The following is a 23804-nucleotide window of genomic DNA, read 5'->3' on the forward strand; positions in this document are numbered from 1 at the left end:
CCGCCATGTCCGCGAGCCGCCATCCCGCCCTTTCCGCGACCGACCCCGAACTGGCGTCCTTCGTCGCGGCGGAAGAAGTACTCCAGGCACAGACCCTGCGCCTGATCCCCAGCGAGAACTACGTGTCCGCGGCCGTGCTCGAAGCCTCCGGCACCGTGCTGCAGAACAAGTACAGCGAGGGCTACCCCGGCCGCCGCTACTACGAGGGCCAGCAGAACATCGACCGGGTCGAGGCCCTGGCGGTCGAGCGGGCGAAGGGCCTGTTCGGCGTCGACCACGCGAACGTCCAGCCGTACTCCGGGTCCCCGGCGAACCTGGCCGTGTACCTGGCCTTCGCGAAGCCGGGCGACACGGTGATGGGCATGGCCCTGCCGATGGGCGGGCACCTGACGCACGGCTGGGGCGTCTCGGCGACGGGCTCGTGGTTCCGCGGCGTGCAGTACGGCGTCCGCGCCGAGACGGGGCTGATCGACTACGACGCGGTGCGCGAGCTGGCCCTCGCCGAGCGGCCCAAGCTGATCTTCTGCGGCGGCACCGCCCTGCCGCGGACCATCGACTTCGCCGCCTTCGCGGAGATCGCGCGGGAGGCGGGCTCGATCCTGGTCGCGGACGTGGCGCACATCGCGGGGCTGATCGCGGGCGGTGCGCACCCGTCCCCGGCGGGGCACGTGGACGTCATCTCCACCACGACGCACAAGACGCTGCGCGGGCCGCGGGGCGCGATGCTGATGTGCCGGGAGGAGCACGCGAAGGCGATCGACAAGGCGGTCTTCCCGGGGCTCCAGGGCGGCCCGCACAACCAGACGACGGCCGGTATCGCGGTGGCGCTGCACGAGGCGGCGCAGCCGTCCTTCGTCTCGTACGCCCACGCGGTCGTCGCCAATGCGAAGGCGCTGGCCGCGGCGCTGCTGGAGCGGGGCTTCGACCTGGTCTCCGGCGGTACGGACAACCACCTGATCCTGATCGACCTGACGGGCAAGGACGTGCCGGGCAAGGTCGCGGCCAAGGCCCTGGACCGGGCGGGGATCGTGGTGAACTACAACACGGTGCCGTTCGACCCGCGCAAGCCGTTCGATCCCTCCGGGGTGCGGATCGGTACGCCGTCGCTGACGTCGCGGGGGCTGGGGGTCGACCACATGGCGCAGGTCGCCGACTGGATCGACCGTGGCGTGGACGCCGCGGCGAAGGGGGACGAGCGGGGGCTGGCCGCTGTGCGCGCGGAGGTGGCCGATCTCATGGCCGCCTTCCCGGCCCCGGGCCTCCCGCTGTCGTAAGCCTGCGGCCCGCCTTCCCGGGGCTCCGCCCCAGACCCCGCGCCTCAAACGCCGGCGAGGCTGAAAAGAGCGGGGTTCCGCCCCGAACCCCGCGCCTCAAACGCCGGCGAGGCTGAAAGACCGGGGCTTCGCCCCGGACCCCGCGCCTCAAACGCCGGCGGGGCTGGGTTGTGCCGGCGAGGGTGAAAGACCGGGGCTCCGCCCCGGACCCCGCGGCTCAATCGCCGGCGAGGCTGGATTGTGCGGAAAGCGGTCGCTCGGCCGGGGCTAGATCCGGACTTGCCTCTACCGTCGGGTACCCGGGCCCGGTGCGGGCCGGGCCCGGCGGGAGCCGGAAGGTTCCGGCCAGCGGCGGGCCCGAGCCCGCCCCCGCACCTGAGAGAATGAGGCCATGGCTTCTGATCGTCCTCGCGCGCTCTCCGGCATCCAGCCCACCTCCGGTTCGTTCCACCTCGGGAACTACCTCGGAGCCATTCGCCAGTACGTCGCCCTGCAGGAGACGCACGACGCCTTCTACATGGTCGTCGACCTGCACGCGATCACCATGCCGCAGGATCCGAAGGATCTGCGCGCGAACACCCGCCTCTCCGCCGCGCAGCTGCTCGCCGCCGGCCTGGACCCCGAGCGCTGCACGCTCTTCGTCCAGAGCCACGTGCCCGAGCACGCACAGCTCGGCTGGGTCATGAACTGCATCACCGGTTTCGGCGAGGCCAGCCGGATGACCCAGTTCAAGGACAAGTCCGCCAAGGGCGGCGTCAACAACGCCACCGTGGGCCTGTTCACGTACCCGATCCTGCAGGTCGCCGACATCCTGCTCTACCAGGCGAACTCGGTCCCCGTCGGCGAGGACCAGCGCCAGCACATCGAGCTGACCCGCGACCTGGCCGAGCGTTTCAACCAGCGCTTCGGGCAGACCTTCACCCTCCCCGCCGCGCACATCGTCAAGGAGGTCGCGAAGATCTACGACCTCCAGGACCCGGCGATCAAGATGTCGAAGTCCGCGTCGTCCCCCAAGGGCCTGATCAACCTCCTCGACGAGCCCAAGGTCACCGAGAAGAAGATCAAGAGCGCGGTCACCGACACCGAGGCCGAGATCCGTTTCGACGTCGAGAAGAAGCCCGGCGTCAGCAACCTCCTCACGATCTACTCCACCCTCACGGGCGAAACCATCCCCGCCCTGGAAGCGCGGTACGAGGGCAAGGGCTACGGCGCGCTGAAGACCGACCTGGCCGGAGTGATGGTCGATTTCGTCACACCGTTCAAGCAGCGCACCCAGGAATACCTGGACGACCCGGAGACGCTGGACTCCATCCTGGCCAAGGGCGCGGAGAAGGCCCGCGCGGTCGCCGCGGAGACGCTCGCGCAGGCCTACGACCACCTCGGTCTGCTGCCCGCCAAGCACTGACGAACGCAACTACGGACAGAGGGCTCTGGCAAGAACGGGGGTGCTGCCGCCACACTGGGGCGGCAGCAGTCCACAGAGACAAGCGGAGGAGAGATACGTGGGGACCGTAACGCTCGGCGTTTCGATCGCGGTCCCGGAGCCGTACGGCAGCCAGCTCCAGGAGCTGCGCGCGGGCTTCGGGGACGCCGCCGCGCACGGCATCCCCACGCATGTCACCCTCGTACCGCCCACCGAGGTGGAGGCGGACCGGCTCCCGGCGATCCGGGCCCACCTGGCCGAGGTCGCGGCCGCCTTCCGCGCCTTCCAGATGCGGCTGGGCGGGACGGGAACCTTCCGCCCCCTCTCGCCGGTCGTCTTCGTCCGGGTCGTCGAGGGCGCCGCGGGCTGCACCCGCCTCCAGGGCGAGGTCCGCAATCCGCACGGACCGCTCAGCCGCGAGCTGGCCTTCCCGTACCACCCCCACGTCACGGTCGCCCACGGGATCTCCGAGGAGGCGATGGACCTGGCCTTCACGGCCCTCGCCGAGTACGCCGCCGAGTGGGTCTGCGAGGGCTTCGCGCTCTACGAGCAGGGCTCGGACGGGGTCTGGCGCAAGCTGCGCGAGTACCCCTTCGGGACCGGACCGACCGGCGTCCCGGCGCAGCTGGGTTCAGCCGCCGACGATGCGGCCGGGGCGAGCGCACGACCCCGCTGACGGAGCGGGCGCAGGGTCAGCCGGGCGGTGAGCCGGGCGCGATAGCTGAGCCTTCGCAGGACCAGGGTGTGGAACGGGCGACCCGTCGGGCGCACTTCGCGAAAAGTCACAATCGACGACCGTAGTCCCCGAAAGCGACAATCCCGGCTATTTCCGGCGACTCAATTACGGTGACCCCATGGACTGGCTGACGAAACTCCCCGTGATCGGTCCGCCGGCCGCCCGTCTCATGCGGACGCACGCCTGGCACTCGTACGAGCGCCTCGACCGCGTGCACTGGACCCGGCTCGCCGCGGCGATCACCTTCATCAGCTTCCTCGCACTCTTTCCGCTGATCACCGTCGCCGCCGCGGTGGGCGCGGCGCTGCTCAGCGAGGAGCAGCTGGACCGGCTGCAGAAGAGCCTCTCCGAGCAGGTCCCGGGCATCTCGGACCAGCTCGACATCGACGGGCTCGTCGCGAACGCGGGCACGGTCGGTCTGGTCGCCGGCGCACTCCTGCTCTTCACCGGCATCGGGTGGGTGGGCTCGATGCGGGACTGCCTGCGCGCGGTGTGGGAGAAGGACGACGAGGACGAGGGGAACCCGTTCGTCCGCAAGGGCAAGGACGGGCTCGTCCTCCTCGGCCTCGGCGGAGCGGGTCTGGCCTCCGCCGCGGCCTCGATCTTCGGAGCCAGCGCGGTCGGGAAGTCCGCGGAGTGGCTGGGCATCCCGCAGGAGGGCGCGGGCGGTGCCCTGCTGCGCGCCCTCGCCTTCCTCGTCGGCGTCGTGGCCGCCTTCCTGCTGCTGCTCTACGTCCTGACGCTGCTCCCCGGCGTCGAACCGTCGCGCGGCCGCCTGCTCCAGGCGGCCCTCATCGGCGCGGCGGGCTTCGAGCTGCTGAAGCTGCTGCTCAGCGGCTATATGCGGGAGGTCGCCGCGAAGAGCATGTACGGGGCCTTCGGCGTGCCGATCGCCCTGCTGCTCTGGATCAACTTCACGGCGAAGCTGCTGCTGTTCGTCGCGGCCTGGACGGCGACGGAAGGCGACGAGGACGGCGGCGGCGAGCGCGACAGCGGCGGCGAGCGCGACGGCGGCGCAGCCGAGGATTCCCCGGCGGGCCGGGCAGGACCTACACGAGGTCCTCGCCCCGGCTCCGGCGGCCGCGCGGCCAGCGGCGGTTGACCACGAAGGCGCCGACCGCCAGCACGGCCAGCGCGCCGCCCGCGACGCCGAGCGCGGTGCCCATGCCCCCGGCCGGGCCCGCACCGGCCGCGGCCGGGTTGTTCTCGTGCGACTGGGCCGGTGAGCCGTGCGGGGAGGTGTCCGCGCTCTTCGGCGGCACCAGCTCGCCCACCGGCTTGACCTTCCCGGACGCGGCGAAACCCCAGTCGAAGAGCGCGGCGGTCTCCTCGTAGACCGAGTTCGCGCCGCCCGCGCCCGGGTTCATCACGGTGACCAGCAGCTTCTTGGAACCCTTCTGGGCGGCGCCGGTGAAGGTGGACCCGGCCATGGTGGTGCTGCCGTTCTTCACCCCGGCGATGCCCTTGTAGGGGGAGATGCCGCCGGCGCCCGTCATCAGCCGGTTGGTGTTCTGGATCTCGAAGTAGTCGCGCGGCTTGCCCGGCTCCTGCCTGCCGGGGAACTTCGCCTCGGCCGTGCCGCAGTACTCGCGGAAGTCCTGCTTCTGCAGTCCGGAGCGGGCGATGAGCGTGAGGTCGTACGCGCTCGACACCTGGTCCGGGGCGTCGTACCCGTCGGGGGACACGACGTGGGTGTCCAGCGCCTGGAGCTCCTCGGCGTGCGCCTGCATGTCCCTGACGGTCTTCTCGACGCCGCCGTTCATGGCGGAGAGCACGTGCACCGCGTCGTTCCCCGACCGCAGGAACACCCCGAGCCACAGGTCGTGGACGCTGTACTCGAGGTCCTCCTTGACCCCGACCAGGCTGCTGCCCGGGCCCACGCCCTCCATGTCCTCGTCGGTGACCTTGTGGACCCGGTCCTTGGGGAGGCTGGGCAGCACGGTGTCCGCGAAGAGCATCTTCATGGTGGAGGCCGGGGGGAGCCGCCAGTGCGCGTTGTGCGCCGCCAGGACCTCGCCGGACTCGGCGTCCGCCACGATCCACGACCGCCCGGTGAGGTTCGCCGGCAGGACGGGCGCGCCGGGCAGCAAGTTCACCTGGGTACCCGGCTGGCCGAGCCGGGATCCGCCGACCGTGGACATCGAGACGGGCGGTGCGGGCGCCGCCGGGACCTTCGCCGGACCGCCCTTTCCGTCGGCCGGCGGGGTCGGCGCGGCATGTGCGGGGGCCACCAGCATGGCGGGGACCAGCAACACGGCGGAAAGGACCGTCAGTGCGGTCGTATTGGCAGACACGCAGGTGAAAGTACATCCCGATGAGCTGATCGGCGTCGCGGACCGGCCCATTCGCGGCAACCACCCCCGGGACAGCCCACCCCGGCGCGTCCGTCCTGGGGAAGAATCCGATACTGAGGGCATGAAACTGAGCCGTACCGCCTCCTGGTTCCTGCTCGCCTTCGGAGTGTGGAGCTGGGTCATCTGGGTGTCTTTCGTCCGGAACCTGTGGAAGAACGGCAGTGGCCTGGCCTTCGATGCGGCGGGCGACCCCACGGCGTACTTCTGGGTGCACCTGACGCTCGCGGTGACGTCCTTGCTTCTGGGGACGGTCGTCGGCGTGATCGGGTTGCGCGGGGTCCTGGCCCTGCGGCGCGCCTCCCACACGGGTACGGGCAGGGGCGCGGGCACGGACGCGGACACCTCGGCATGAAGATCGTGATCTTCGCGCTGGTCGCGCTGGCGGTCTTCGCCCTGCTGGTCCTGGTCCACCGCTGGCTCTGGATCCGCCTGGTCCGCGACACCACGGCCCCCGGCGGCCTGCCCCGCCGCACCGGCACGGCCTTGATCATCGCCCTGCCGCTCCTCTCTGTGGCCGCCCTGACCACGGGCCGCGCCGGCGTCCCCTTCTGGCTCCAGCAGACGGTGGCGTGGCCGGGGTACCTCTGGCTCGCGGTGCTCCTGTACCTGACCCTGACGATGCTGGTCGCGGAACCGATCCGCGCGCTGTTGCTCCGCCGTCTGGCCGATCGGGCCCCCTCGGAGGCGGTAGGCGGGCGTCCCGGGCCGCGGTCCGTCTCCCGGGCCTCCTTCTCCGAGCCCGGCCCGGCGCCCGCGGGCGCCGCGGCGGAGCCCAGCGCGGCCCTCGCCGCAGGCAGCGCGCCGGGCCCGGGCCCTCAGGGCTTCGGCCCCCTCGCGGAGCGCGCCGCGGGCGAAGCCACCGGCCCGCAGGGGCACGGCTCTCCCGACGAGCCGGCCGCAGCCACCGCCCGGCCCGCCGCGGGCGACGGGCTGACCCGCCGCACTTTCGTCGCGCGCGCGGTCGGCGGGGCGGCCGCCGCCGTGGCCGTCGGCACCGTGGGGACCGGGGCGTACGGGGTCCTGCGCGGGCCCAGCGTCCGGCGGGTCCAGGTTCCCCTGGCCAAACTGCCGCGCGCGGCGCACGGCTTCCGGATCGCCGTCGTCAGCGACGTCCACCTCGGCCCCGTGCTCGGCCGCGCCCACAGCCAGCGCATCGTCGACACCGTCAACCGCACCCAGCCCGACCTCATCGCCATCGTCGGCGACCTCGTCGACGGCAGCGTCCCGGACCTCGGGCCCGCCGCGGAGCCGCTGCGCGGGCTCAGCGCCCGCCACGGCGCGTACTTCGTCACCGGAAACCACGAGTACTTCTCCGGCGCCCAGCAGTGGATCGACCACGTCCGCGAACTGGGCCTGACGCCCCTGGAGAACGCCCGCCGCGCCCTGCCGTACTTCGACCTGGCCGGCGTCAACGACATCCAGGGCGAGAAGGAGGGGAGCGGCCCGGACTTCCAGGCGGCCCTCGGTGACCGCGACCGGACGCGGGCCGCCGTACTCCTCGCCCACCAGCCCGTCGTCATCCACGACGCCGTCCGCCACGGCGTCGACCTCCAGCTCTCCGGGCACACCCACGGCGGGCAGCTGTGGCCCGGCAACTACCTCGCCGAGCTCGCGAACCCGACCGTCGCCGGCCTGGAGCGCTACGGCGACACGCAGCTCTACGTGTCCCGCGGGGCCGGTGCCTGGGGGCCCCCGGTCCGGGTGGGGGCGCCGTCCGACATCACGGTCGTCGAACTCGCCTCGTACCAGGCCTGACCGCCCCCGGCCCGGTATCGACTGGCGCGCCTGCGGAGGGTGTTGCCGGGCGGCTACGCGGGGTCCGGGCCCGGGTCCGGCTCCGGGTCCGGGTCCGACGCCCTGCGCCGGGCCCCCGCGGTCGCCGTCTGGGCCATGCCCGGCAGGAAGTCCGCGAACAGTTCGTGCACTTCACGCACCAGCGGCCGCAGCACCCGGAACCGGGCCAGCACGATGCCCCGCGTCGTCAGCTGCGCGCCGCGCTCGGCGAGCCGCCGCGTCTTCTCGCTGTTCGGGGAGCGGTCGAAGACCCAGTACAGGACCAGGCCCATCTGCGAGAGCCACATCAGCTCCGGCAGCACGTCGGCCAGCTCGGCCGGCACCTTGGTCTTCGCGCCCGCCAGCACCTCGCGGTGGATGTCGATCGCGGCCTGTCGGGCCGGTTCCGATTCCGGCGAGAACGGGCTGAGCGGACTCTCGGGGTCCGCCGCGTTCTTGAAGAACTGCGAGGCGAACTCGTGGTACGGGGCCGCGATGTCCATCCAGCTCGTCAGCACGCCCGCGAGCCGCTTCTGCAGATCGGTCTCGCTGTCCAGGATGGGCCGGACCGCCGCCTGGTGGGCGGCGCCGATCCGGTCGTAGAACCCCTGGACCAGGTGTTCCTTCGACTCGAAGTAGTAGTAGGCGTTGCCGACCGAGACACCGGCCTCCTTCGCGATACCCCGCATCGTCGTCTTGTCGAAACCGCGCTCCTGGAAGAGCCGGAGCGCGGTTTCGAGGATGAGCGTGCGGGTCTGCTCGCTCTTGGGAGCCTTCTGATCAGTCACGGTGTACGAGCCTATCGGGGGACGGAGCACTGGTCGTCACAGGCCGGTCCCCCGCCCCCTTCGGGGCGGCCTTCGGTGCGTACCGCCTGCCGCCAGGCGGCGGCCGTGTACATGGTCGCCCGGGCGAAGGGCCGACCGGCCGCGGTGGCCAGCCAGTTCGCCTTCGGCCGGTGGTCGGCCAGCGCCCACAGGCACACGATGAAGGCGTCCGTCCCGGTCCACACCTGCCCCGAGTCCCCGACGACGGTGATCTCCCGGAGCGTCGACTCGTGGTCGAGCCGGGGGAACCGGCGCCGCGCCTCGTGGGAGGCGGCGGGGACCAGGTCGAGCGGGACCAGCCGGCGCTGTGCGAGCAGCCAGTGCCGGATGTGGACGCAGAGCGGGCAGTTGGCGTCGTAGAGGACCGTCAGATTCCGGACCGGCCACCCGGCTGCCACGGTTCAGGCCCCGGCCGGCGCGGTCCACCCCTGCGGGGTGACGGGCGGAGTCTGCTGGCGCTCCATGATTCCCCGGCGGCGCATCTTGTTCAGCGCCCACACGTTTCCGAGGTGCATGACCCCGAGGACCAGGAGGACGACACCGAGCTTGACCGAGAGCGCCTCGAAGAGCTCGCGCGGGGTGGCGATCTCCTTGCTCGACCGCAGGAAGAGGGTCACGAAGCCGATGTTCACGAGGTAGAAGCCCACGACGAGGAGCTGGTTGACGGCGTCCGCGAGCTTTTCGTTCCCGTGGAGTACGTCGCCGATGAAGACACGGCCGTTACGGCTGAGCGTGCGGGCCACCCAGACGGTGAGCCCGATGCTGATGAGCAGGTAGATGACGTACGTGACCACGGTGAGGTCCATAGCCCCAGCCCCCTTGAACGCGTTCAAATGATTACGCCGCTGACTGTAGGGCCTTTTTTGAACAAGTTCAAGCGAAGTTCCCGAGGCTCTCGGACTGGGCCGAACGGCCCCACCGCATCACCCGCCGGTGGGGGCGGTCGGAGACAGCCGCGACCGCGATGCGTTACACATAGCCACGGAGAGTAACTACTGGTAACTGCTACCTGTACTCGAAAGTGAGGCGGCCATGTCGGTCGAGACAGACCCGGGCACCCGGACCGGAACGGCGCAGCGGCATCAGGAACAGCACAGCCTCAGCACGGCGGCGGCGCGCAACCTCGCGACGACCACCAAGTCCGAACCGCAGATGCAGGGCATCAGCTCCCGCTGGCTCCTGCGCAAACTGCCCTGGGTACACACGCCCGGCGGCGTCTACCGCGTCAACCGGCGGCTCTCGTACGTGCTCGGAGACGGCCGCGTCTCCTTCGTCAAGAACGGTTCCAAGGTCCAGGTCATCCCGGCCGAGCTGACCGAACTGCCCCTCCTGCGCGGCTTCGAGGATCCGGTCGCGCTCGGCGCGCTGGCCGAGAGGTTCGTACAGAAGGAGTACCAGCCCGGCCAGGTCATCGTGCACGCCGGAAAGAAGGCCGACCACGTCTACCTCATCGCCCACGGCAAGGTCGAGAAGATCTGCCCGGGCAAGTACGGCGACGAGAACGTCATCGGCCGCATGGGCGACGGCGACACCTTCGGCGGCCACACCCTGGCCCGCTCCAGGGGCACCACCTGGGAGTTCACCGCCCGCGCGACGACGGCGGTGACGATCCTCGCGCTCCCGGAAACGGCGTACCGCTCGGTCGCCGACCAGTACGAGCACCTGCGCGCGCACGTCGCGAGCCAGAACGGCAGCCGCGACGGCTTCAAGACCAACCGGTCCGGCGAGAAGCTGATCGAAATGAGCGCCGGCCACCACGGTGAGGCCGTACTGCCGGGCGCCTACGCGGACTACGAGCTCAAGCCGCGCGAGTACGAGCTGAGCGTGGCCCAGACCGTGCTGAAGGTGCACAGCCGCGTCGCCGACCTCTACAACCAGCCGATGAACCAGACCGAGCAGCAGCTGCGGCTCACCGTCCAGGAGCTGCGGGAGCGGCAGGAGCACGAGCTCGTCAACAACCCGGAGTTCGGGCTGCTCCACAACACCGACTACGACCAGCGCATCCAGACCCACTCCGGCCCGCCGACCCCCGACGACCTCGACGACCTGCTCTCCATGCGGCGCGGCACCCAGTACCTCTTCGCCCACCCCAAGGCCATCGCCGCCTTCGGCAAGGAGTGCAACAAGCGGGGCCTCGCCCTCAGCAGCGTCGACGTCGACGGCCACCACATCCCCGCCTGGCGCGGCGTGCCGATCCTGCCCTGCGGGAAGATCCCGCTCACCGAGCAGCACACCTCCTCGATCATCGCGGTGCGCACGGGCGAGGACAACGAAGGCGTGATCGGGCTGTACCAGACCGGCCTGCCGGACGAGATCGAGCCGGGGCTCAACGTCCGCTTCATGGGCATCGACGAGCGCGCGATCATCTCCTACCTCGTCACCGCCTACTACTCGGCGGCCGTGCTGGTCCCGGACGCGATCGGCGTCCTCGAAAACGTCGAGGTCCGGCCGCGGGCGTGAGCGCCTCGCGCCCCTGACCCGTCACATCCCCCCATCCTGAGGACCCACCATGACCACTTCCCTCGCGTCCACCGCGTCCACCGCGACCACGCCGTCCGACGTCCTGCGCACCGCGTACCAGGAGTCCGTCGCCGCGTACTGGAACACCGAGAAGGCGCCGGTGAACATCCGGCTCGGCGAGGTCGACGGCCTCTACCACCACCACTACGGCATCGGCGACATCGACCGGTCGGCGCTCGAAGGCCCCCCGGCCACCCGCGACGAACGCGTCATCAAGGAACTCCACCGGCTCGAAACGGCCCAGGCGAACTTCCTCCTCGACCATCTGGGGCCCATCACGCCCGACGACCACCTCATGGACGCCGGCTCCGGCCGCGGCGGCACGAGCTTCATGGCCGAGCAGCGCTTCGGCTGCCACGTCGACGGGGTCTCGATCTCCGAGCAGCAGGTCCGGTTCGCCAACGACCAGGCGGTGGAGCGGGGCGTGGCCGACCGGGTTAAGTTCCACTTCCGCAACATGCTCCACAGCGGTTTCGCCACCGGCTCGCGGCGCGCGATCTGGACCAACGAAACCACCATGTACGTCGACCTGTCCGAGCTCTTCGAAGAGTTCTCCCGCCTCCTGCGCCCCGGCGGCCGCTACGTCTGCATCACCGGCTGCTCCAACGACGTACAGGGCCTGCGCTCCAAGGCCGTCAGCCGCATCGACGAGCACTACACCTGCAACATCCACCCGCGCAGCCAGTACTTCAAGGCGCTGGCGGCCCACCAGCTCGTGCCCATCGAGGTCATCGACCTGACCGCGCTCACCCTCCCCTACTGGGAGCTGCGGGCGACGAGCTCGGTGGCCAGCGGCATCGAGGACCCCTTCCTCACCGCCTACAAGGAGGGCAGCTTCCACTACCTGATGATCGTCGCCGATCGGGTCTGACCCGAGTTCAGGAGCGCCCGAGGAACTCCAGGATCAGCCGGGTGGTCTCCTCGGGGCGTTCCAGTGAGGGGAGGTGGCCCGCCCAGGGGAGTTCCCGGTGCTCGGCGCCCGGGATCAGGGTCGGGAGCTCGGCGGCGATGCGGCGGAAGTCCGGGAGGTCGTGAGCGCCGCCGACGGCCAGGGTCGGGGCGGTGACCGCGGCCAGATCGACCGGGGGCTCGGGGAGCTCGTGGTGCTCCGTGACGGCCAGGCCGATCTCGAAGTTCCGCAGCTGCATGGCCCGTACGAGGTCGTGGGCGCGGGCATCGGCGTCCGGGCCGAGCCAGGTAAGGGCGTTGAGCGCGGCCGCACCGGCCAGGTCGCCCGCGTCGAGGAGCGCGTCCTCGGCCGCGCCGAACTTCCGCAGCTCCGGGCTCGGTTCGTGCCCCGGCCGCCCCGGGCAGAGCAGGAGCAGCGAGGCCGCCCGCTCCGGATGCAGCGCGGCGAGCTGCAGGGCGATCCGGCCGCCGTAGGAGCTCCCCACCAGGGTCGCCCGCCGCACGCCGAGGTGGTCCAGCAGCTCCCGTACGTCGCCCGCGTCGCTGTACGGGGCCTCGGCGGCGGGGGAGTCCCCGCAGGTCCGGAAGTCGGGCCGGACCACCCGGAAGCCGGCCTCGGTCAGCGGCCGCCACTGCGGCTCCCACATCCGCCGGTCACAGACGGAGGAGTGCAGCAGGACGACGGCGGGGCCGTCCGAGGGCCCGTCCACATCATGAGAAACGATCATCCGGCGATCTTGCGGTACCCGCGGCCTTCCCGCCACCCCCTTTCGGGGGCGGCCTTTGCCGCGGGCGCGTACCCGCGCCGCCGCGAGCCTCAGAAGCTCAGCGAGCGCGCGTAGTTGAGCTGCGACATCACCCACGGGTAGGTGCCCGCGTCCACCGCCGGGATCATCGTGGAGTGGTGGCGGCCGCCGCTGCTGACGGTGATCTGGATGTAGCCGGTGGTGGTCTTCTCCTTCATCAGGAGGAAGAGCAGGCCGAGCAGGCAGAACAGGAAGAAGACGATCGCGAGCACGATCGCGTGGGGCGGGATCTTCTCCTCGGTGCGCGAGAAGTCGGTCGCGTTCCACATCGCCCCCTTGAGCGGCATGGTGCCCGACGGGGTGATGATCTGGTCCCCGGCGATGGTGATGTCGCCGAGGGTCAGGCCGGCGCCGCCGGCCGGGGCGGCGGGGTAGCCCGCGGGGCCCGGCATGCCGGCGCCGCCGATGGTCGGCTGGTAGGCCGGGGCCGCCGGGTAGGGCTGCGGGTAGCCGTAACTGGCTTCGCCCGGGCCCCACTTGTACTCGCCCTGGCCGGGCGTGGCGGGCTGGCCGCCCTGGCCGGCGGGGTCGCTCGCGTACGGATTCGGCTGCTGCTCGCTCATGCGGCCGATCCTTCCACAGCGACCCCCGGTGCCGTACCCCGGTCAGAGAGCTGCTTCCACAATCTGGGTGACGCGCGTGATGACGTCCGCCCTGGTCGCCGTCGGGGCCGGCAGGAACGAGTAGGTGACGACCCGTCGGCCGCGGTCCGTACCGAAGACGCCGCTGGAGTACTGGGCCATGCTGCCGGTCTTCCCCCAGACCTCGGTCCCGTCCGACAGCTTGTAGTACGCCAACCCTGCAGCGCTGTACGGCTCCTTGCTGCCCTCCGAAAGGGAGGGCATGACGAACAGCTGCCGCTGCTGGGCGGGCGGCAGGAGCCGGCCCCTCAGCAGGGCGTTCATGAAGCGTTCCAGATCGGGAGCGTTGGAGATCATGCCGCCCTCGGCCCACGCCCACGGCTCCTTCGGACTGGGAGCGGCCAGTGACGGGCTCGGCATGGACGCGTCCCCGGCCTTCGGGACGTAGGTGTGGCGCAGGCCCAGCGGGCGGGCGATGCGGCGCTGGACCTCGTCGGAGTAGGAGCGGCCGGTGGCCTTCTCGATGGCGAGGCCGAGGATGAAGTAGTTGCCGCCGTTGTACTGCTGCCTGGTGACCGGATATTCGGGTGCGGGGCAGCCGTCCCGGGTCCAGGCGGCGACGGCCTTCTCCGGCGTGAGGCCCAGCCCGTCCCCGAGCTCCCCGCAGGGCCGCTCCAGGCCGCTGGTGTGGCTCAGCAGCTGGCCGATGGTGATCGGCTTCCAGTGCGCGGGGATGGTGTCGGGGAGGACCTCGCGGATCGGGGTGTCCAGGGTGAACCGTTCCTCCGCGACCAGTTGCAGCACCACGGCGGAGGTGAACAGCTTGGTCATGCTGCCGATCCGGAAGGAGGCCGCGGGATCCGGCGAGACCGGTCCGACCGCTTTCGTCCAGCGGATGCCGGGACCGGACACCCGCACCATCATCCCGTTCGCGGTGGTGTCGGGGGTCATGGCCTTCGCCAGCGCCACCTCGTCGATCGTGTGGCGGCCCCGGTCGGCGATCGTCGCGGTCGCCGGGGCCGGGTTCTGCTGCTGCGCCGAGGCCGGCAGGGCGCCGGCGGTGACTGATACGAGGGCAGCGCCGGCGGCGACCAGTGTGACCCAAGGGGCCGTGCGGGTGGCGGAGTTCGGGGAGTTCACCGAGTTCGTCATGGCTGTCATGCTGCCGCGAGGAAGATCCACCGAGCATGGGGGACGCCCCCTACCCGCCCCTGACCCGCCCCCTACTTGACACCTCGTGTGTGTACGACTCCGCCGCCAAGCTGAAGGCCACACGGCTGCTCAACGGGACGTGGGCCACCAGCGGCTCGCGCCCCGCCTCGCCTTACGGGCGGGGCGATTTTGTCATTCCCCCGTCGCCAAACGGGAGTAGCGTTCTGGATGTCGAGGCCAGAAACGGAGTATCCAGGATGCCCGAGCAGCACGACACCACACCTGCCGTTCAGACGTTCGCCCATCGAGCACGAGCAGCCCGAGACCGTGCAGGCCTCACCCGGCCTGTTTCCGCAGGTCTCGTTGGGCGCTCACCCGAGTGGGTCAAGGGAATCGAGACCGGAGCCATCGGAATGCCCCGCCTCCCCATGATGATCCGCATGGCCACGATCTACGAGTGCGACATCGCAGACCTGACCGGCGATGAGCGGATCTCTGCCGCTACTTACACGAAGGCAGCCCACGCGTCCTTGCCCGCGATCAAGCGGGCGTTGACCACGTACAGGCTCACTCCAGCCGACGCTGAGCCCGAGTCGGCCGACGTCCTGGCCGCCCGCGTGCGGCAGGCCTGGAAGCTATGGCATGGTGACGGCGATCACCGCTCCAGAGTTGCTTCCTTGCTCCCTGATCTGCTGGCCGACACCCAGTACTCTGCCCGCGCTCTGGAGGGTCAGCAGCGCCGCCGGGCCCTCGTCACACAGGCGCAGGCCTACCACCTTACCCAGCTGTTCCTCGCGTTCCAGCCCGAGCCAGAACTCATCATGATGACCGGCGACCGCTCGATGACTGCTGCGCAGGACGCGGACAGCCCCCGCGCCATGGCAGGTGCCGCCTGGTACATGAACCACGTCTACCGGGACGCGAACGAGGCAGCGGACGCCCGCGTGGAGCTGGCGGAACAGGCGGCATCGCTGCTCCGCCAAGAGGATCCGGAAGACCTCGCGCGCTGGGGGTTGCTTCAGCTTGCCGTGGCTCTGTCCTTCGCAAAGATCGGCAAGAACGGCCTCGCCTGGCGGTACTGGGACCGGGCGCAGGATGCCGCCCGCCGACTCGGTGACGACTACGCGCACCCATGGCTGATCTTCGGGAAGGGGGTGGTGGATGCCTACGCGCTCACCATGCACCTTAATCTCGTACAGCCCGGAAAGGCCGTTGAGGTGGCTGAAGGGCTGGACCTGAGCGCAGTTCCGTCCGCAACGCGGCGTGCGTTCCACCTCGTCGAGGCGGCACGGGCGTACGGAATGCAGGACGAGGGCGTGGCCGCCGTTGCGCTGCTACAGAAGGCCCACCGGGTGTCGCCGGAGACCATCCGGTTCAGCACGTACAGCCGCATGGTCCTCCCCGAATTGGCCAAGGCCGGCCCCCGGATGGTGCGCGAGGATGCCCGCGAGCTGGCGCTCGAACTGGGCATCTCGGCGTGATCCTCTGAGGGATAGAAACGCTACCCCTCGGCGAGGGGGCAGAGACGCTACCCCTCACGAGATTCCGAGGCCCCTACCGTCGTCACACCACACGCTGACGACGGTAGGGAGTGACCCGTGACCAGCCGCATCTCGCAGAGCTGCGCCCATGGCGTGCTCAGCAGCGCCGAGTTGCTCGATCGCGCCATGGTCGGCTGGGAGCGCTTCACCGGCGCCGACGAGGAGCAGCCGGATGTCTGAGGTGTACGAGTACGTACCGCACCGCCTGCTGCGCAAGCGGGTGCGCGACATCGCGTCCGGCGTCGAGGGCGAGCTGATGGCTGTCATCAACGAGAACGTGTCGAGTTCGGCGGTCAGCGAGCACTGGGTGGAGCTGGCCTACATCCGGCTCCCGTCAGGCCGTGAGGTCACGACCGTCGTCGACAACATCGAGTCGGCATGAGCGAGATCCGCCGCCAGGTGCTACCGGCCTGACTTCGGCAGGGGGCGACATCGCGCGACACGCGGCTCTATCCGTGGAGACTCCGCGCGAGCCGCCGTACGCCCTCCCGTACGCGACGCTCGCCCAATTCCGGCAGCAGGGCCGCCACGTGCTCGCCCGCCAGCGCGGCCAGCAGGGCGTGTGCCCCGTGCTCCGGGTCCGGGGATCCGTCGAGCAGGATCGCGACGTGCCGGTGCCAGAAGCGGTAGGCGCCGATGCGGTAGCGGGCGCCCGGGGCCGCCGTCTCCGAGACCCGTACGAGGTCCAGGTGTTCCAGCAGGTAGTCGAGGTAGGCGTCGACGAAGGCGGCGAGCCGGTCCGCCGCCGGAGCGCCGGGACCCAGCGGCGGCGGCCCGGACAGGATCGCCTGCTGGAGTACGCGTTCTCGCGCGTCCAGTAGTGCGGCCGCCAGCCCCGACTTGTCACCGAAGCGGCGGAACAGCGTGCCCTTGCCGACCCCGGCCGCCGTGGCGATCTGGTCCATCGAGACCGCCTCGACGCCGTGCTCGGCGAACAGTGCGGCGGCCGCCTCCAGCACGGCGGCGCGGTTGCGGGCGGCGTCCGCGCGCTCCTTGGGCGGCGGGGTGATTGCGTAAACGGACTGCGGTCCGTTAATGTCTCGATCCATAACCGGACTATAGTCCGTTTCTCTGGAGGGGCACAGCCATGACGGCACTCATCACCCGTGACGAACTGAAGCAGGCCATAGCGGAGGGCTCGGTGATCCTGCTCGACACCCTCGGCGGCGACTACTACGCCCAGCAGCACCTGCCCGGCGCGGTCGAGCTCGTACGGGCCGATGTCGACGACCTGGCCCCGGACCTGCTCCCCGACCTCGATGCCGCGATCGTCACCTACTGCTCCAACCTGGCCTGCCCCAACAGCGGCCAGGTCGCCGACCGGCTGACCGCCCTCGGCTACACGAACGTCCGCAAGTACCGCGAGGGCATCCAGGACTGGGTCGAGGCCGGACTGCCGACCGAGACAACCGCCGCCTGACGAGTCCGGGCATGCCGGAGGCCCGCACCCCATGAAGGGGGTGCGGGCCCCTGACGGCCACCGGCCTCAGCCGAAACCGGCGGACGGAGTCCGTCGAGAAGGCTAGAAGCGGCGCGTGATCAGCGCACGCTTGACTTCCTGGATCGCCTTCGTGACCTCGATGCCACGCGGGCACGCGTCGGTGCAGTTGAAGGTCGTGCGGCAGCGCCACACGCCGTCCTTGTCGTTCAGGATCTCCAGCCGCTGCTCGCCGGCCTCGTCACGCGAGTCGAAGATGAAGCGGTGCGCGTTGACGATCGCCGCCGGGCCGAAGTACTGGCCGTCGTTCCAGAACACCGGGCACGAGGACGTGCACGCGGCGCACAGGATGCACTTGGTGGTGTCGTCGAAGCGCTCGCGGTCCTCGGCGGACTGCAGGCGCTCGCGCGTCGGCTCGTTGCCCTTGGTGACCAGGAACGGCATGACGTCGCGGTAGGCCTGGAAGAAGGGCTCCATGTCGACCACGAGGTCCTTCATCACCGTGAGGCCCTTGATGGCCTCGACGGTGATCGGCTTCTCCGGGTTGATGTCCTTGATCAGCGTCTTGCAGGCGAGCCTGTTCTTGCCGTTGATCCGCATCGCATCGGAGCCGCAGATGCCGTGCGCGCACGAGCGGCGGAAGGTCAGCGTGCCGTCGAGGTCCCACTTGATCTTGTGGAGACCGTCGAGCACGCGCTCCTTCGGGTCGATCTCGATCTGGAAGTCCTGCCACTGCGCCTCGTCCGAGATCTCGGGGTTGAAGCGGCGGATCCGGAAGGTGACCGTGATGAAGGGCGAGGCCGCGGCCGCGGCCTCCATCGTGTCCGTCTTGCTCAGGGTGGGGGTGCCCATCAGTACTTACGCTCCATCGGCTGGTAGCGGGTGACAACGACAGGCTTGTAGTCCAGCCGGACGGAATCCTTGCCGTCGTCGCCGACCTCGCGGTACGCCATGGTGTGGCGCATGAAGTTGACGTCGTCGCGGTTCGGGTAGTCCTCGCGGTAGTGACCGCCGCGGGACTCCTTGCGCGCCAGCGCGGACACGGCCATGACCTCGGCCAGGTCGAGCAGGTTCCCCAGCTCGATGGCCTCCAGCAGGTCCGTGTTGAAGCGCTTGCCCTTGTCCTGGACGGACACGTTCTTGTAGCGCTCGCGCAGCTCCGCGATCTTCTCGACCGCGGTCTTGATGGTCTGCTCCGTGCGGAACACCATCACGCACGCGTCCATCGTCTCCTGGAGCTCCAGACGCAGCTCGGCGACCCGCTCCTTGCCCGTGGAGGCGCGCAGGCGCTCGACGAGGTCGGCGACGTCCTTCGCCGGGTTCTCCGGCAGCTCGGCGTAGTCGTTCTCGTGCGCGTACTTGGCCGCCGCGATGCCGGAGCGCTTGCCGAAGACGTTGATGTCCAGGAGCGAGTTGGTGCCCAGACGGTTCGCGCCGTGCACCGACACGCACGCGACCTCGCCGGCCGCGTACAGGCCCGGGACGACGGTGGTGTTGTCCGCCAGGACCTCACCCTCGACGTTGGTCGGGATGCCGCCCATGGCGTAGTGCGCGGTGGGCTGGATCGGGATCGGGTCCGTGTACGGCTCGATGCCGAGGTACGTACGGGCGAACTCGGTGATGTCCGGGAGCTTCGCGTCGAGCTGCTCCGGCGGCAGGTGCGTCAGGTCCAGGTACACGTGGTCACCGGCCGGACCGCAGCCGCGGCCCTCACGGATCTCGGTGTAGATGGAGCGCGAGACGACGTCACGGGACGCGAGGTCCTTCATGACCGGCGCGTACTTCTCCATGAAGCGCTCGCCGTCCTTGTTGCGGAGGATGCCGCCCTCACCGCGGGCGCCCTCCGTCAGCAGGATGCCCATGCGCCAGATGCCCGTCGGGTGGAACTGGAAGAACTCCATGTCCTCCAGCGGCAGACCGCGGCGGTAGCAGGCCGCCTGGCCGTCACCCGTGAGGGTGTGCGCGTTGGAGGTCACCTTGAAGAACTTGCCGGTGCCGCCGGAGGCGTAGATGACGGCCTTCGCGTGGAACACGTGGATCTCGCCGGTGGCGAGCTCGTACGCGACCACACCGGCCGACTTCTTGACGCCGTCCTCCTCGACGAGGATCTGGTCCAGGACGTAGAACTCGTTGAAGAACTCCACGCCCTCCTTGACGCAGTTCTGGTACAGCGTCTGGAGGATCATGTGACCGGTGCGGTCCGCGGCGTAGCAGGACCGGCGGACCGGGGCCTCGCCGTGGTTGCGCGAGTGACCGCCGAAGCGGCGCTGGTCGATGGTGCCGTCCGGGGTGCGGTTGAACGGCAGGCCCATCTTCTCCAGGTCGAGGACCGCGTCGATGGCCTCCTTCGCCAGGATCTCGGCGGCGTCCTGGTCGACCAGGTAGTCACCGCCCTTGACCGTGTCGAAGGTGTGCCACTCCCAGTTGTCCTCTTCCACGTTGGCCAGCGCGGCGGCCATGCCGCCCTGCGCGGCGCCCGTGTGGGAGCGGGTCGGGTAGAGCTTCGTCAGCACGGCGGTGCGGCTGCGCTTCGTCGACTCGATGGCGGCGCGCATGCCCGCGCCGCCCGCGCCGACGATGACGGTGTCGTACTTGTGGATCTTCATTGGTTTCGCCTCAGCCCCGTTGCCTAGCGGATGTTCGGGTCGAAGGTGAAGATCACCAGCGTGCCCAGAAGGATGGTGAACACCGTGGCGGTGTAGAGCAGGCCCTTCAGCCACAGCCGCGTGTTGGCACGCTCCGCGTAGTCGTTGATGACGGTACGCAGGCCGTTGGCGCCGTGCAGCATCGCCAGCCACAGCATCAGCAGGTCCCAGACCTGCCAGAACGGCGAGGCCCAGCGGCCGGCCACGAAGGCGAAGCCGATCTTGGAGACGCCGCCGTCGAGCACCAGCTGGATCAGCAGGTGGCCGATGACCAGGACGACGAGCACGATGCCCGAGAGGCGCATGAAGAGCCACGCGGCCATCTCGAAGTTGCCGCGGGTCGAGCGCGGGGTCTTGCCGGTGCGCTTGCGCGGGGCCTCGATGTACGGCGCCGGGTTGTCGACGTCGTAGAGGGAAACGCCCTCCACGTCGCCGACGCCCTTGGCCATGTCGACGGAAGAAGTGTCAGAAGACATGCGTGTCACTTCCCGAACAGTTCAAGGTAGGCGTGGCCCAGGACGGGGTACAGGGCCCCGACCATCAGCACGATCCAGATGCCCATGACCGACCAGAGCATCTGCTTCTGGTAGCGCGGGCCCTTGGACCAGAAGTCCACGGCGATGACACGGAGACCGTTGAGCGCGTGGAACAGGATGGCGGCCACGAGGCCGTATTCCAGCAGCGCGACGATCGGAGTCTTGTAGGTAGCCACGACATCGTCGTACGCCTCGGGGGAGACGCGAACGAGAGCGGTGTCGAGGACGTGTACGAACAGGAAGAAGAAAATGAGGACGCCGGTGACTCGATGAGCCACCCAGGACCACATTCCTTCCCGGCCGCGGTACAACGTTCCAGCCGGCACGGAAAACCCTCCGGAAGCGGGGCGGGGGCCAGCCGGCTTCTTTGTCGGTCGGGCCCGGCCGGGTACGGTCCTCCGGCCCCGGACATCGTAGCGACGCTTTGTCGGTTCCTTCGCGCGGGGGCCATCGGTGTGATCAAACAGGCTCGGACGGGCTATCCCACAGGGGCGAATAGCCCGATTTCCGCCCCAGACGGTCCATTCGTAGAGGTCAGCCAATGTGTCAGGTCGCACAGCCGGGCCTGCGCGACGCGGCGCAGCTCGTCCGCCGAGATCGAGCGCTCCTCGTCCACCTCGTGCCCCATCCTCCGGCGGATCGCCCCCAGCAGCTGGTCCGCCTGCTCCTCCGGCGGATGCCCGTCGAGGCAGATCACGAAGGCGTGGCCGAACTTGCGTTCGTACTCCGCGTGGGCCGCGTCGAGGGCCAGCAGTGCGGCGTACGAGGCCCCGTGGTCCAGCTCCGCCGAGCACTCGGCGGCCAGCGCCTCCGTCAGGTCGGCCTGCGACAGGTCGTACGAGGCCTCGTCCGCGGCGGCGATCAAAGCGCCGAGATCGGGGTAAGGGCGGTGCGTGGCGACCCGGTGCGCCCAGCGCCGGCTTCCGCAGCAGTGCAGCAGGACGGCATGGGCGGCCTCGGGGGACAAGGCGTTGAACCGCGCCAGTCCGGAGCCGTGAGGAGGATCGGAGCTGCCGCGGGCCTGTGCCGGAAGGTGGCTGGACAGCAGGGGGCTCCTCGGGGCGTGGCTCGGATGTGCCGCCACGCTATCGACGCAGGGCAGGGTGTGTCGTACCCATGCGGGGATTTCACCCGGAAGTGAGCCGAAAGGATGACGTGAGCGCCACGGACAGGCATGGTGAGAGGCCCGGGAGCGGGAGGGGGAGGGCGACCGAGGCCGCCACCCCCCACAGGAGAGGCCCCGGCCGCCATCCGTCACGGGCTCGTGCGACAAGCCCGTACCCCTGTCAGCGCCCCGGGTGCGTTTTGTGTCACACCTCGCTCCGCACAGGATTGGTTGCGCGTTGTATCACTCGTGGACGAGAGGTGCTGGAAAGCCGTAACGTGCTGATTTGCGCCACACGTACAGGACAGTGAACGGGTTGGGGACTTTGCTGGGGGACGACGCGGAACTGACCGCCGCCGTGCTCGCGGCGCAGGACGGCGACGAGAACGCGTTCCGTGCTGTGTACCGCGCCGTGCACCCACGCCTGCTCGGTTACGTACGCACGCTCGTCGGAGACGGCGACGCGGAGGACGTGACCTCCGAAGCCTGGTTGCAGATCGCCCGCGACCTCGACTCCTTCACCGGCGACGCCGACCGCTTCCGCGGCTGGGCCGCCCGCATCGCGCGCAACCGGGCCCTCGACCACATCCGCATGCGCGGCCGTCGCCCCGCCATCGGCGGCGACGACACCGAGCTGACCGGCTGGGCCGCCGAGTGCGACACCGCGGGCGCGGCGATGGAGTCGCTGTCCACCGGACGGACCATGGCGCTGATCGCGCAGCTTCCGCAGGACCAGGCCGAGGCCGTCGTCCTACGGGTCGTGGTCGGGCTGGACGCCAAGAGCGCGGCCGAGACCCTGGGCAAGCGGCCCGGCGCCGTACGGACCGCCGCGCACCGCGGTCTGAAGAAGCTGGCCGAGCTGCTCAGCGCGGAGGGTGTGGACGGCGGGTTCGAGCCGAGCTCGGACACCGGGTCGGACCCCGGCGCCCGGGTCGGTCATAATGCCGATGGCCAGGCATGGGACGGCGGGGGCGGGAGGGATCTCGACGCCGTCCCCGCGCAGCGTGGCCGAGGCGGGGGCTTCGTGGAACAAACCGGTGTGACGCATTCACGTTGGCGGACGCAGAAGGACATGTGATGGCCGACGAGCGCAACAGGTGGCTGGACAAAGCCGCGGCGGACAGACTGCTGCGCGGTGAACCGGCGGAACCTGTGGGGCCGCCCGCTGATCCGAGTGCCCGGATCGAGGCCGCCCGGCTGCGTGCCGCCCTCGAAGCCCTGGCCGCCGCCGCCGAACCGCCGTCCGCGGGCGTCGAACTGCCCGGCGAGGCCGCGGCGCTGGCCGCCTTCCGCGCGGCCCGTCCTGCGGGCTCGCCCGGAGCGGCTCGGTCCGTGGCGGGTGTCCCCGACGTGGGGCGGTTCTCCGCGGCTGTGACCCCCACCGCCGCCGAGCCGCTGATCGCCGCCGAGCCGCTGATCGATCTCGGGAGCCGCGCGGCCGCGATGGCGCCCCGGCGCGCCCGGACCGTGAGCTTCGGCCTGGCGGCGGCCCTGGCGAGCGTCGCCGTGGGCGGGCTGGCCGCCGCGGCGGGCGCCGGGCTGCTGGACCGGGCCCGGCACGACAGCGCGGGCCCCGGACCGGCGATGTCCGTCAGCGCGGACGAGAACCCGGCCCCGGGCGTCGGCAGCGGAGCCCCGAGCCCCGCCCCGAAGCTGACGTCCACGCCCCCTGCGGACGGCTCGAACGTCACTTCGGGCGCGGCGCAGTCGCCGGGCGCGGACGGGCGTACGCCGCCCGGGACCGGAACCGACGCCGGCACCTCGTCGGGCACGTCGGCGACCGGCGGCTCGGGCAAGGACGCCCAGGGCGGCCAGAGCGGCGTGGGCGGCAAGGACGGGATCCAGGAGACCTTCGGTACCGGGGACACCGCCAAGGAACGCGAGCGCGAGCAGAACCGCCTCAAGGCCGTGGACCTCTGCGAGGAGTACCGGGCGGGCCGCCTCGACGACGACGGCCGTGAGCGGCTCTCGAAGCTGGCCAACGGCCTCACCCGGATCCCGGATTACTGCAAGACCGTGCTGGACGGGGACTCCGCCGGAGGCCGGCGCAGCGACTCCCCCCTGGGGGACGGGACGCTCAGGGCCCCGACTCTGGAACCGGCGATTCCGCAGGGCTCGACGGGCCTGCGCACGAGCCGCTGAAACGTGTGCTGACCCGCCTGTAACACTTTTCGAACCGGCGAC

27 protein-coding genes are annotated in these 23804 nt (G+C 70.5%); 14 read left to right on the forward strand and 13 right to left on the reverse strand.

The window, feature by feature from the left end:
- Positions 1-5: 5 nt before the first annotated feature.
- The 4 genes from ACZ4TV_RS29140 to ACZ4TV_RS29155 all read left to right on the forward strand — a co-directional run bounded on the left by ACZ4TV_RS29140 (position 6) and on the right by ACZ4TV_RS29155 (position 4535).
- Positions 6-1274, forward strand: coding sequence for a serine hydroxymethyltransferase (locus ACZ4TV_RS29140; RefSeq protein ID WP_468138063.1), 1269 nt, complete (start codon positions 6-8; stop codon positions 1272-1274).
- Between the two features lie 391 nt (positions 1275-1665).
- Positions 1666-2679, forward strand: a complete 1014-nt coding sequence (gene trpS / locus ACZ4TV_RS29145) for a tryptophan--tRNA ligase (RefSeq protein ID WP_468138064.1) — start codon at positions 1666-1668, stop codon at positions 2677-2679.
- Between the two features lie 97 nt (positions 2680-2776).
- Positions 2777-3373, forward strand: coding sequence for a 2'-5' RNA ligase family protein (locus ACZ4TV_RS29150; RefSeq protein ID WP_468138065.1), 597 nt, complete (start codon positions 2777-2779; stop codon positions 3371-3373).
- A 178-nt stretch (positions 3374-3551) separates the two neighbouring features.
- Positions 3552-4535, forward strand: coding sequence for a YihY/virulence factor BrkB family protein (locus ACZ4TV_RS29155; RefSeq protein ID WP_468138066.1), 984 nt, complete (start codon positions 3552-3554; stop codon positions 4533-4535).
- Here ACZ4TV_RS29155 and ACZ4TV_RS29160 read toward each other — a convergent pair.
- Complete coding sequence (locus ACZ4TV_RS29160) at positions 4483-5727, reverse strand: D-alanyl-D-alanine carboxypeptidase family protein (RefSeq protein ID WP_468138067.1); 1245 nt, start codon at positions 5725-5727, stop codon at positions 4483-4485. The genes ACZ4TV_RS29155 and ACZ4TV_RS29160 overlap by 53 nt on opposite strands.
- Before the next feature lie 121 nt (positions 5728-5848).
- On the opposite strand from ACZ4TV_RS29160, the gene ACZ4TV_RS29165 reads away from it, so the two are divergent.
- Together ACZ4TV_RS29165 and ACZ4TV_RS29170 are read left to right on the forward strand one after the other, a co-directional pair.
- Positions 5849-6139, forward strand: a complete 291-nt coding sequence (locus tag ACZ4TV_RS29165; protein WP_468138068.1) for an SCO4848 family membrane protein — start codon at positions 5849-5851, stop codon at positions 6137-6139.
- Positions 6136-7542, forward strand: a complete 1407-nt coding sequence (locus ACZ4TV_RS29170) for a metallophosphoesterase (protein ID WP_468138070.1) — start codon at positions 6136-6138, stop codon at positions 7540-7542. Before ACZ4TV_RS29165 ends, ACZ4TV_RS29170 begins: the two co-directional genes overlap by 4 nt.
- A 53-nt stretch (positions 7543-7595) precedes the next feature.
- On the opposite strand, the gene ACZ4TV_RS29175 is transcribed toward ACZ4TV_RS29170, so the two are convergent.
- Genes ACZ4TV_RS29175 through ACZ4TV_RS29185 form a run of 3 tightly spaced genes read right to left on the reverse strand, consistent with a single transcriptional unit; the run spans position 7596 to position 9193 of the window.
- Positions 7596-8348, reverse strand: coding sequence for a TetR family transcriptional regulator (locus ACZ4TV_RS29175; RefSeq protein WP_468138071.1), 753 nt, complete (start codon positions 8346-8348; stop codon positions 7596-7598).
- An 11-nt stretch (positions 8349-8359) separates the two neighbouring features.
- Positions 8360-8785 carry a thiol-disulfide oxidoreductase DCC family protein gene (locus ACZ4TV_RS29180; protein ID WP_468138072.1) on the reverse strand — a complete coding sequence of 142 codons (426 nt, stop codon included), beginning with the start codon at positions 8783-8785 and terminating at the stop codon, positions 8360-8362.
- Between the two features lie 3 nt (positions 8786-8788).
- Positions 8789-9193: a hypothetical protein gene (locus tag ACZ4TV_RS29185; protein ID WP_468138073.1), complete on the reverse strand. Its 405-nt coding sequence runs from the start codon at positions 9191-9193 to the stop codon at positions 8789-8791.
- A 226-nt stretch (positions 9194-9419) separates the two neighbouring features.
- Between ACZ4TV_RS29185 and ACZ4TV_RS29190 the strand changes: the two genes are divergently transcribed.
- Positions 9420-10847 (forward strand): family 2B encapsulin nanocompartment shell protein, encoded by a 1428-nt coding sequence (locus ACZ4TV_RS29190; RefSeq protein WP_468138074.1) that lies wholly within the window; start codon positions 9420-9422, stop codon positions 10845-10847.
- Positions 10848-10896: 49 nt separating this feature from the next.
- Complete coding sequence (locus ACZ4TV_RS29195) at positions 10897-11778, forward strand: geranyl diphosphate 2-C-methyltransferase (protein WP_468138075.1); 882 nt, start codon at positions 10897-10899, stop codon at positions 11776-11778.
- Between the two features lie 7 nt (positions 11779-11785).
- On the opposite strand, the gene ACZ4TV_RS29200 is transcribed toward ACZ4TV_RS29195, so the two are convergent.
- The 3 genes from ACZ4TV_RS29200 to ACZ4TV_RS29210 all read right to left on the reverse strand — a co-directional run bounded on the left by ACZ4TV_RS29200 (position 11786) and on the right by ACZ4TV_RS29210 (position 14355).
- A complete protein-coding gene (locus tag ACZ4TV_RS29200; protein WP_468138076.1) occupies positions 11786-12544 on the reverse strand; it encodes an alpha/beta fold hydrolase in 759 nt (252 codons plus the stop codon).
- Positions 12545-12633: 89 nt separating this feature from the next.
- Entirely contained in the window at positions 12634-13185 is a 552-nt protein-coding gene (locus ACZ4TV_RS29205; protein WP_468138077.1) for a hypothetical protein, read from the reverse strand.
- Between the two features lie 42 nt (positions 13186-13227).
- Positions 13228-14355, reverse strand: a complete 1128-nt coding sequence (locus tag ACZ4TV_RS29210) for a serine hydrolase domain-containing protein (RefSeq protein WP_468138078.1) — start codon at positions 14353-14355, stop codon at positions 13228-13230.
- 257 nt (positions 14356-14612) lie between these two features.
- On the opposite strand from ACZ4TV_RS29210, the gene ACZ4TV_RS29215 reads away from it, so the two are divergent.
- From ACZ4TV_RS29215 to ACZ4TV_RS29225, 3 genes are all read left to right on the forward strand, one after another.
- Positions 14613-15836 (forward strand): helix-turn-helix domain-containing protein, encoded by a 1224-nt coding sequence (locus ACZ4TV_RS29215; protein WP_468138079.1) that lies wholly within the window; start codon positions 14613-14615, stop codon positions 15834-15836.
- A 117-nt stretch (positions 15837-15953) separates the two neighbouring features.
- Complete coding sequence (locus ACZ4TV_RS29220; protein WP_468138080.1) at positions 15954-16076, forward strand: hypothetical protein; 123 nt, start codon at positions 15954-15956, stop codon at positions 16074-16076.
- Positions 16069-16278 carry a hypothetical protein gene (locus ACZ4TV_RS29225; RefSeq protein ID WP_468138081.1) on the forward strand — a complete coding sequence of 70 codons (210 nt, stop codon included), beginning with the start codon at positions 16069-16071 and terminating at the stop codon, positions 16276-16278. Before ACZ4TV_RS29220 ends, ACZ4TV_RS29225 begins: the two co-directional genes overlap by 8 nt.
- A gap of 67 nt (positions 16279-16345) precedes the next feature.
- On the opposite strand, the gene ACZ4TV_RS29230 is transcribed toward ACZ4TV_RS29225, so the two are convergent.
- A complete protein-coding gene (locus ACZ4TV_RS29230) occupies positions 16346-16945 on the reverse strand; it encodes a TetR/AcrR family transcriptional regulator (protein WP_468138082.1) in 600 nt (199 codons plus the stop codon).
- A gap of 38 nt (positions 16946-16983) precedes the next feature.
- Here ACZ4TV_RS29230 and ACZ4TV_RS29235 point away from each other — a divergent pair, with 38 nt between their 5' ends.
- Complete coding sequence (locus ACZ4TV_RS29235) at positions 16984-17316, forward strand: rhodanese-like domain-containing protein (RefSeq protein WP_468138083.1); 333 nt, start codon at positions 16984-16986, stop codon at positions 17314-17316.
- A gap of 102 nt (positions 17317-17418) precedes the next feature.
- On the opposite strand, the gene ACZ4TV_RS29240 is transcribed toward ACZ4TV_RS29235, so the two are convergent.
- The 5 genes from ACZ4TV_RS29240 to ACZ4TV_RS29260 form a co-directional block, all read right to left on the reverse strand.
- Positions 17419-18186: a succinate dehydrogenase iron-sulfur subunit gene (locus ACZ4TV_RS29240; RefSeq protein WP_468138084.1), complete on the reverse strand. Its 768-nt coding sequence runs from the start codon at positions 18184-18186 to the stop codon at positions 17419-17421.
- The gene (gene sdhA / locus ACZ4TV_RS29245) at positions 18186-19940 is read right to left on the reverse strand and encodes a succinate dehydrogenase flavoprotein subunit (protein WP_468138085.1); all 1755 of its coding nucleotides are present in this window, start codon (positions 19938-19940) and stop codon (positions 18186-18188) included. The genes ACZ4TV_RS29240 and sdhA overlap by 1 nt, the downstream gene beginning before the upstream one ends.
- 23 nt (positions 19941-19963) lie before the next feature.
- The gene (locus tag ACZ4TV_RS29250; protein WP_468138087.1) at positions 19964-20455 is read right to left on the reverse strand and encodes a succinate dehydrogenase hydrophobic membrane anchor subunit; all 492 of its coding nucleotides are present in this window, start codon (positions 20453-20455) and stop codon (positions 19964-19966) included.
- 5 nt (positions 20456-20460) lie between these two features.
- On the reverse strand, positions 20461-20841 hold the full coding sequence (gene sdhC, locus ACZ4TV_RS29255; RefSeq protein WP_468138088.1) for a succinate dehydrogenase, cytochrome b556 subunit: 381 nt from the start codon (positions 20839-20841) through the stop codon (positions 20461-20463).
- Positions 20842-20993: 152 nt separating this feature from the next.
- Positions 20994-21599 (reverse strand): 2-oxo-4-hydroxy-4-carboxy-5-ureidoimidazoline decarboxylase, encoded by a 606-nt coding sequence (locus ACZ4TV_RS29260; protein ID WP_468138089.1) that lies wholly within the window; start codon positions 21597-21599, stop codon positions 20994-20996.
- A 346-nt stretch (positions 21600-21945) separates the two neighbouring features.
- Here ACZ4TV_RS29260 and ACZ4TV_RS29265 point away from each other — a divergent pair, with 346 nt between their 5' ends.
- Positions 21946-22698: an RNA polymerase sigma factor gene (locus ACZ4TV_RS29265; RefSeq protein ID WP_468138133.1), complete on the forward strand. Its 753-nt coding sequence runs from the start codon at positions 21946-21948 to the stop codon at positions 22696-22698.
- Positions 22698-23762, forward strand: coding sequence for a hypothetical protein (locus ACZ4TV_RS29270; protein WP_468138091.1), 1065 nt, complete (start codon positions 22698-22700; stop codon positions 23760-23762). Before ACZ4TV_RS29265 ends, ACZ4TV_RS29270 begins: the two co-directional genes overlap by 1 nt.
- The last annotated feature ends 42 nt before the right edge of the window (positions 23763-23804 follow it).

This window comes from Streptomyces sp. NPDC028910, from assembly GCF_055564955.1.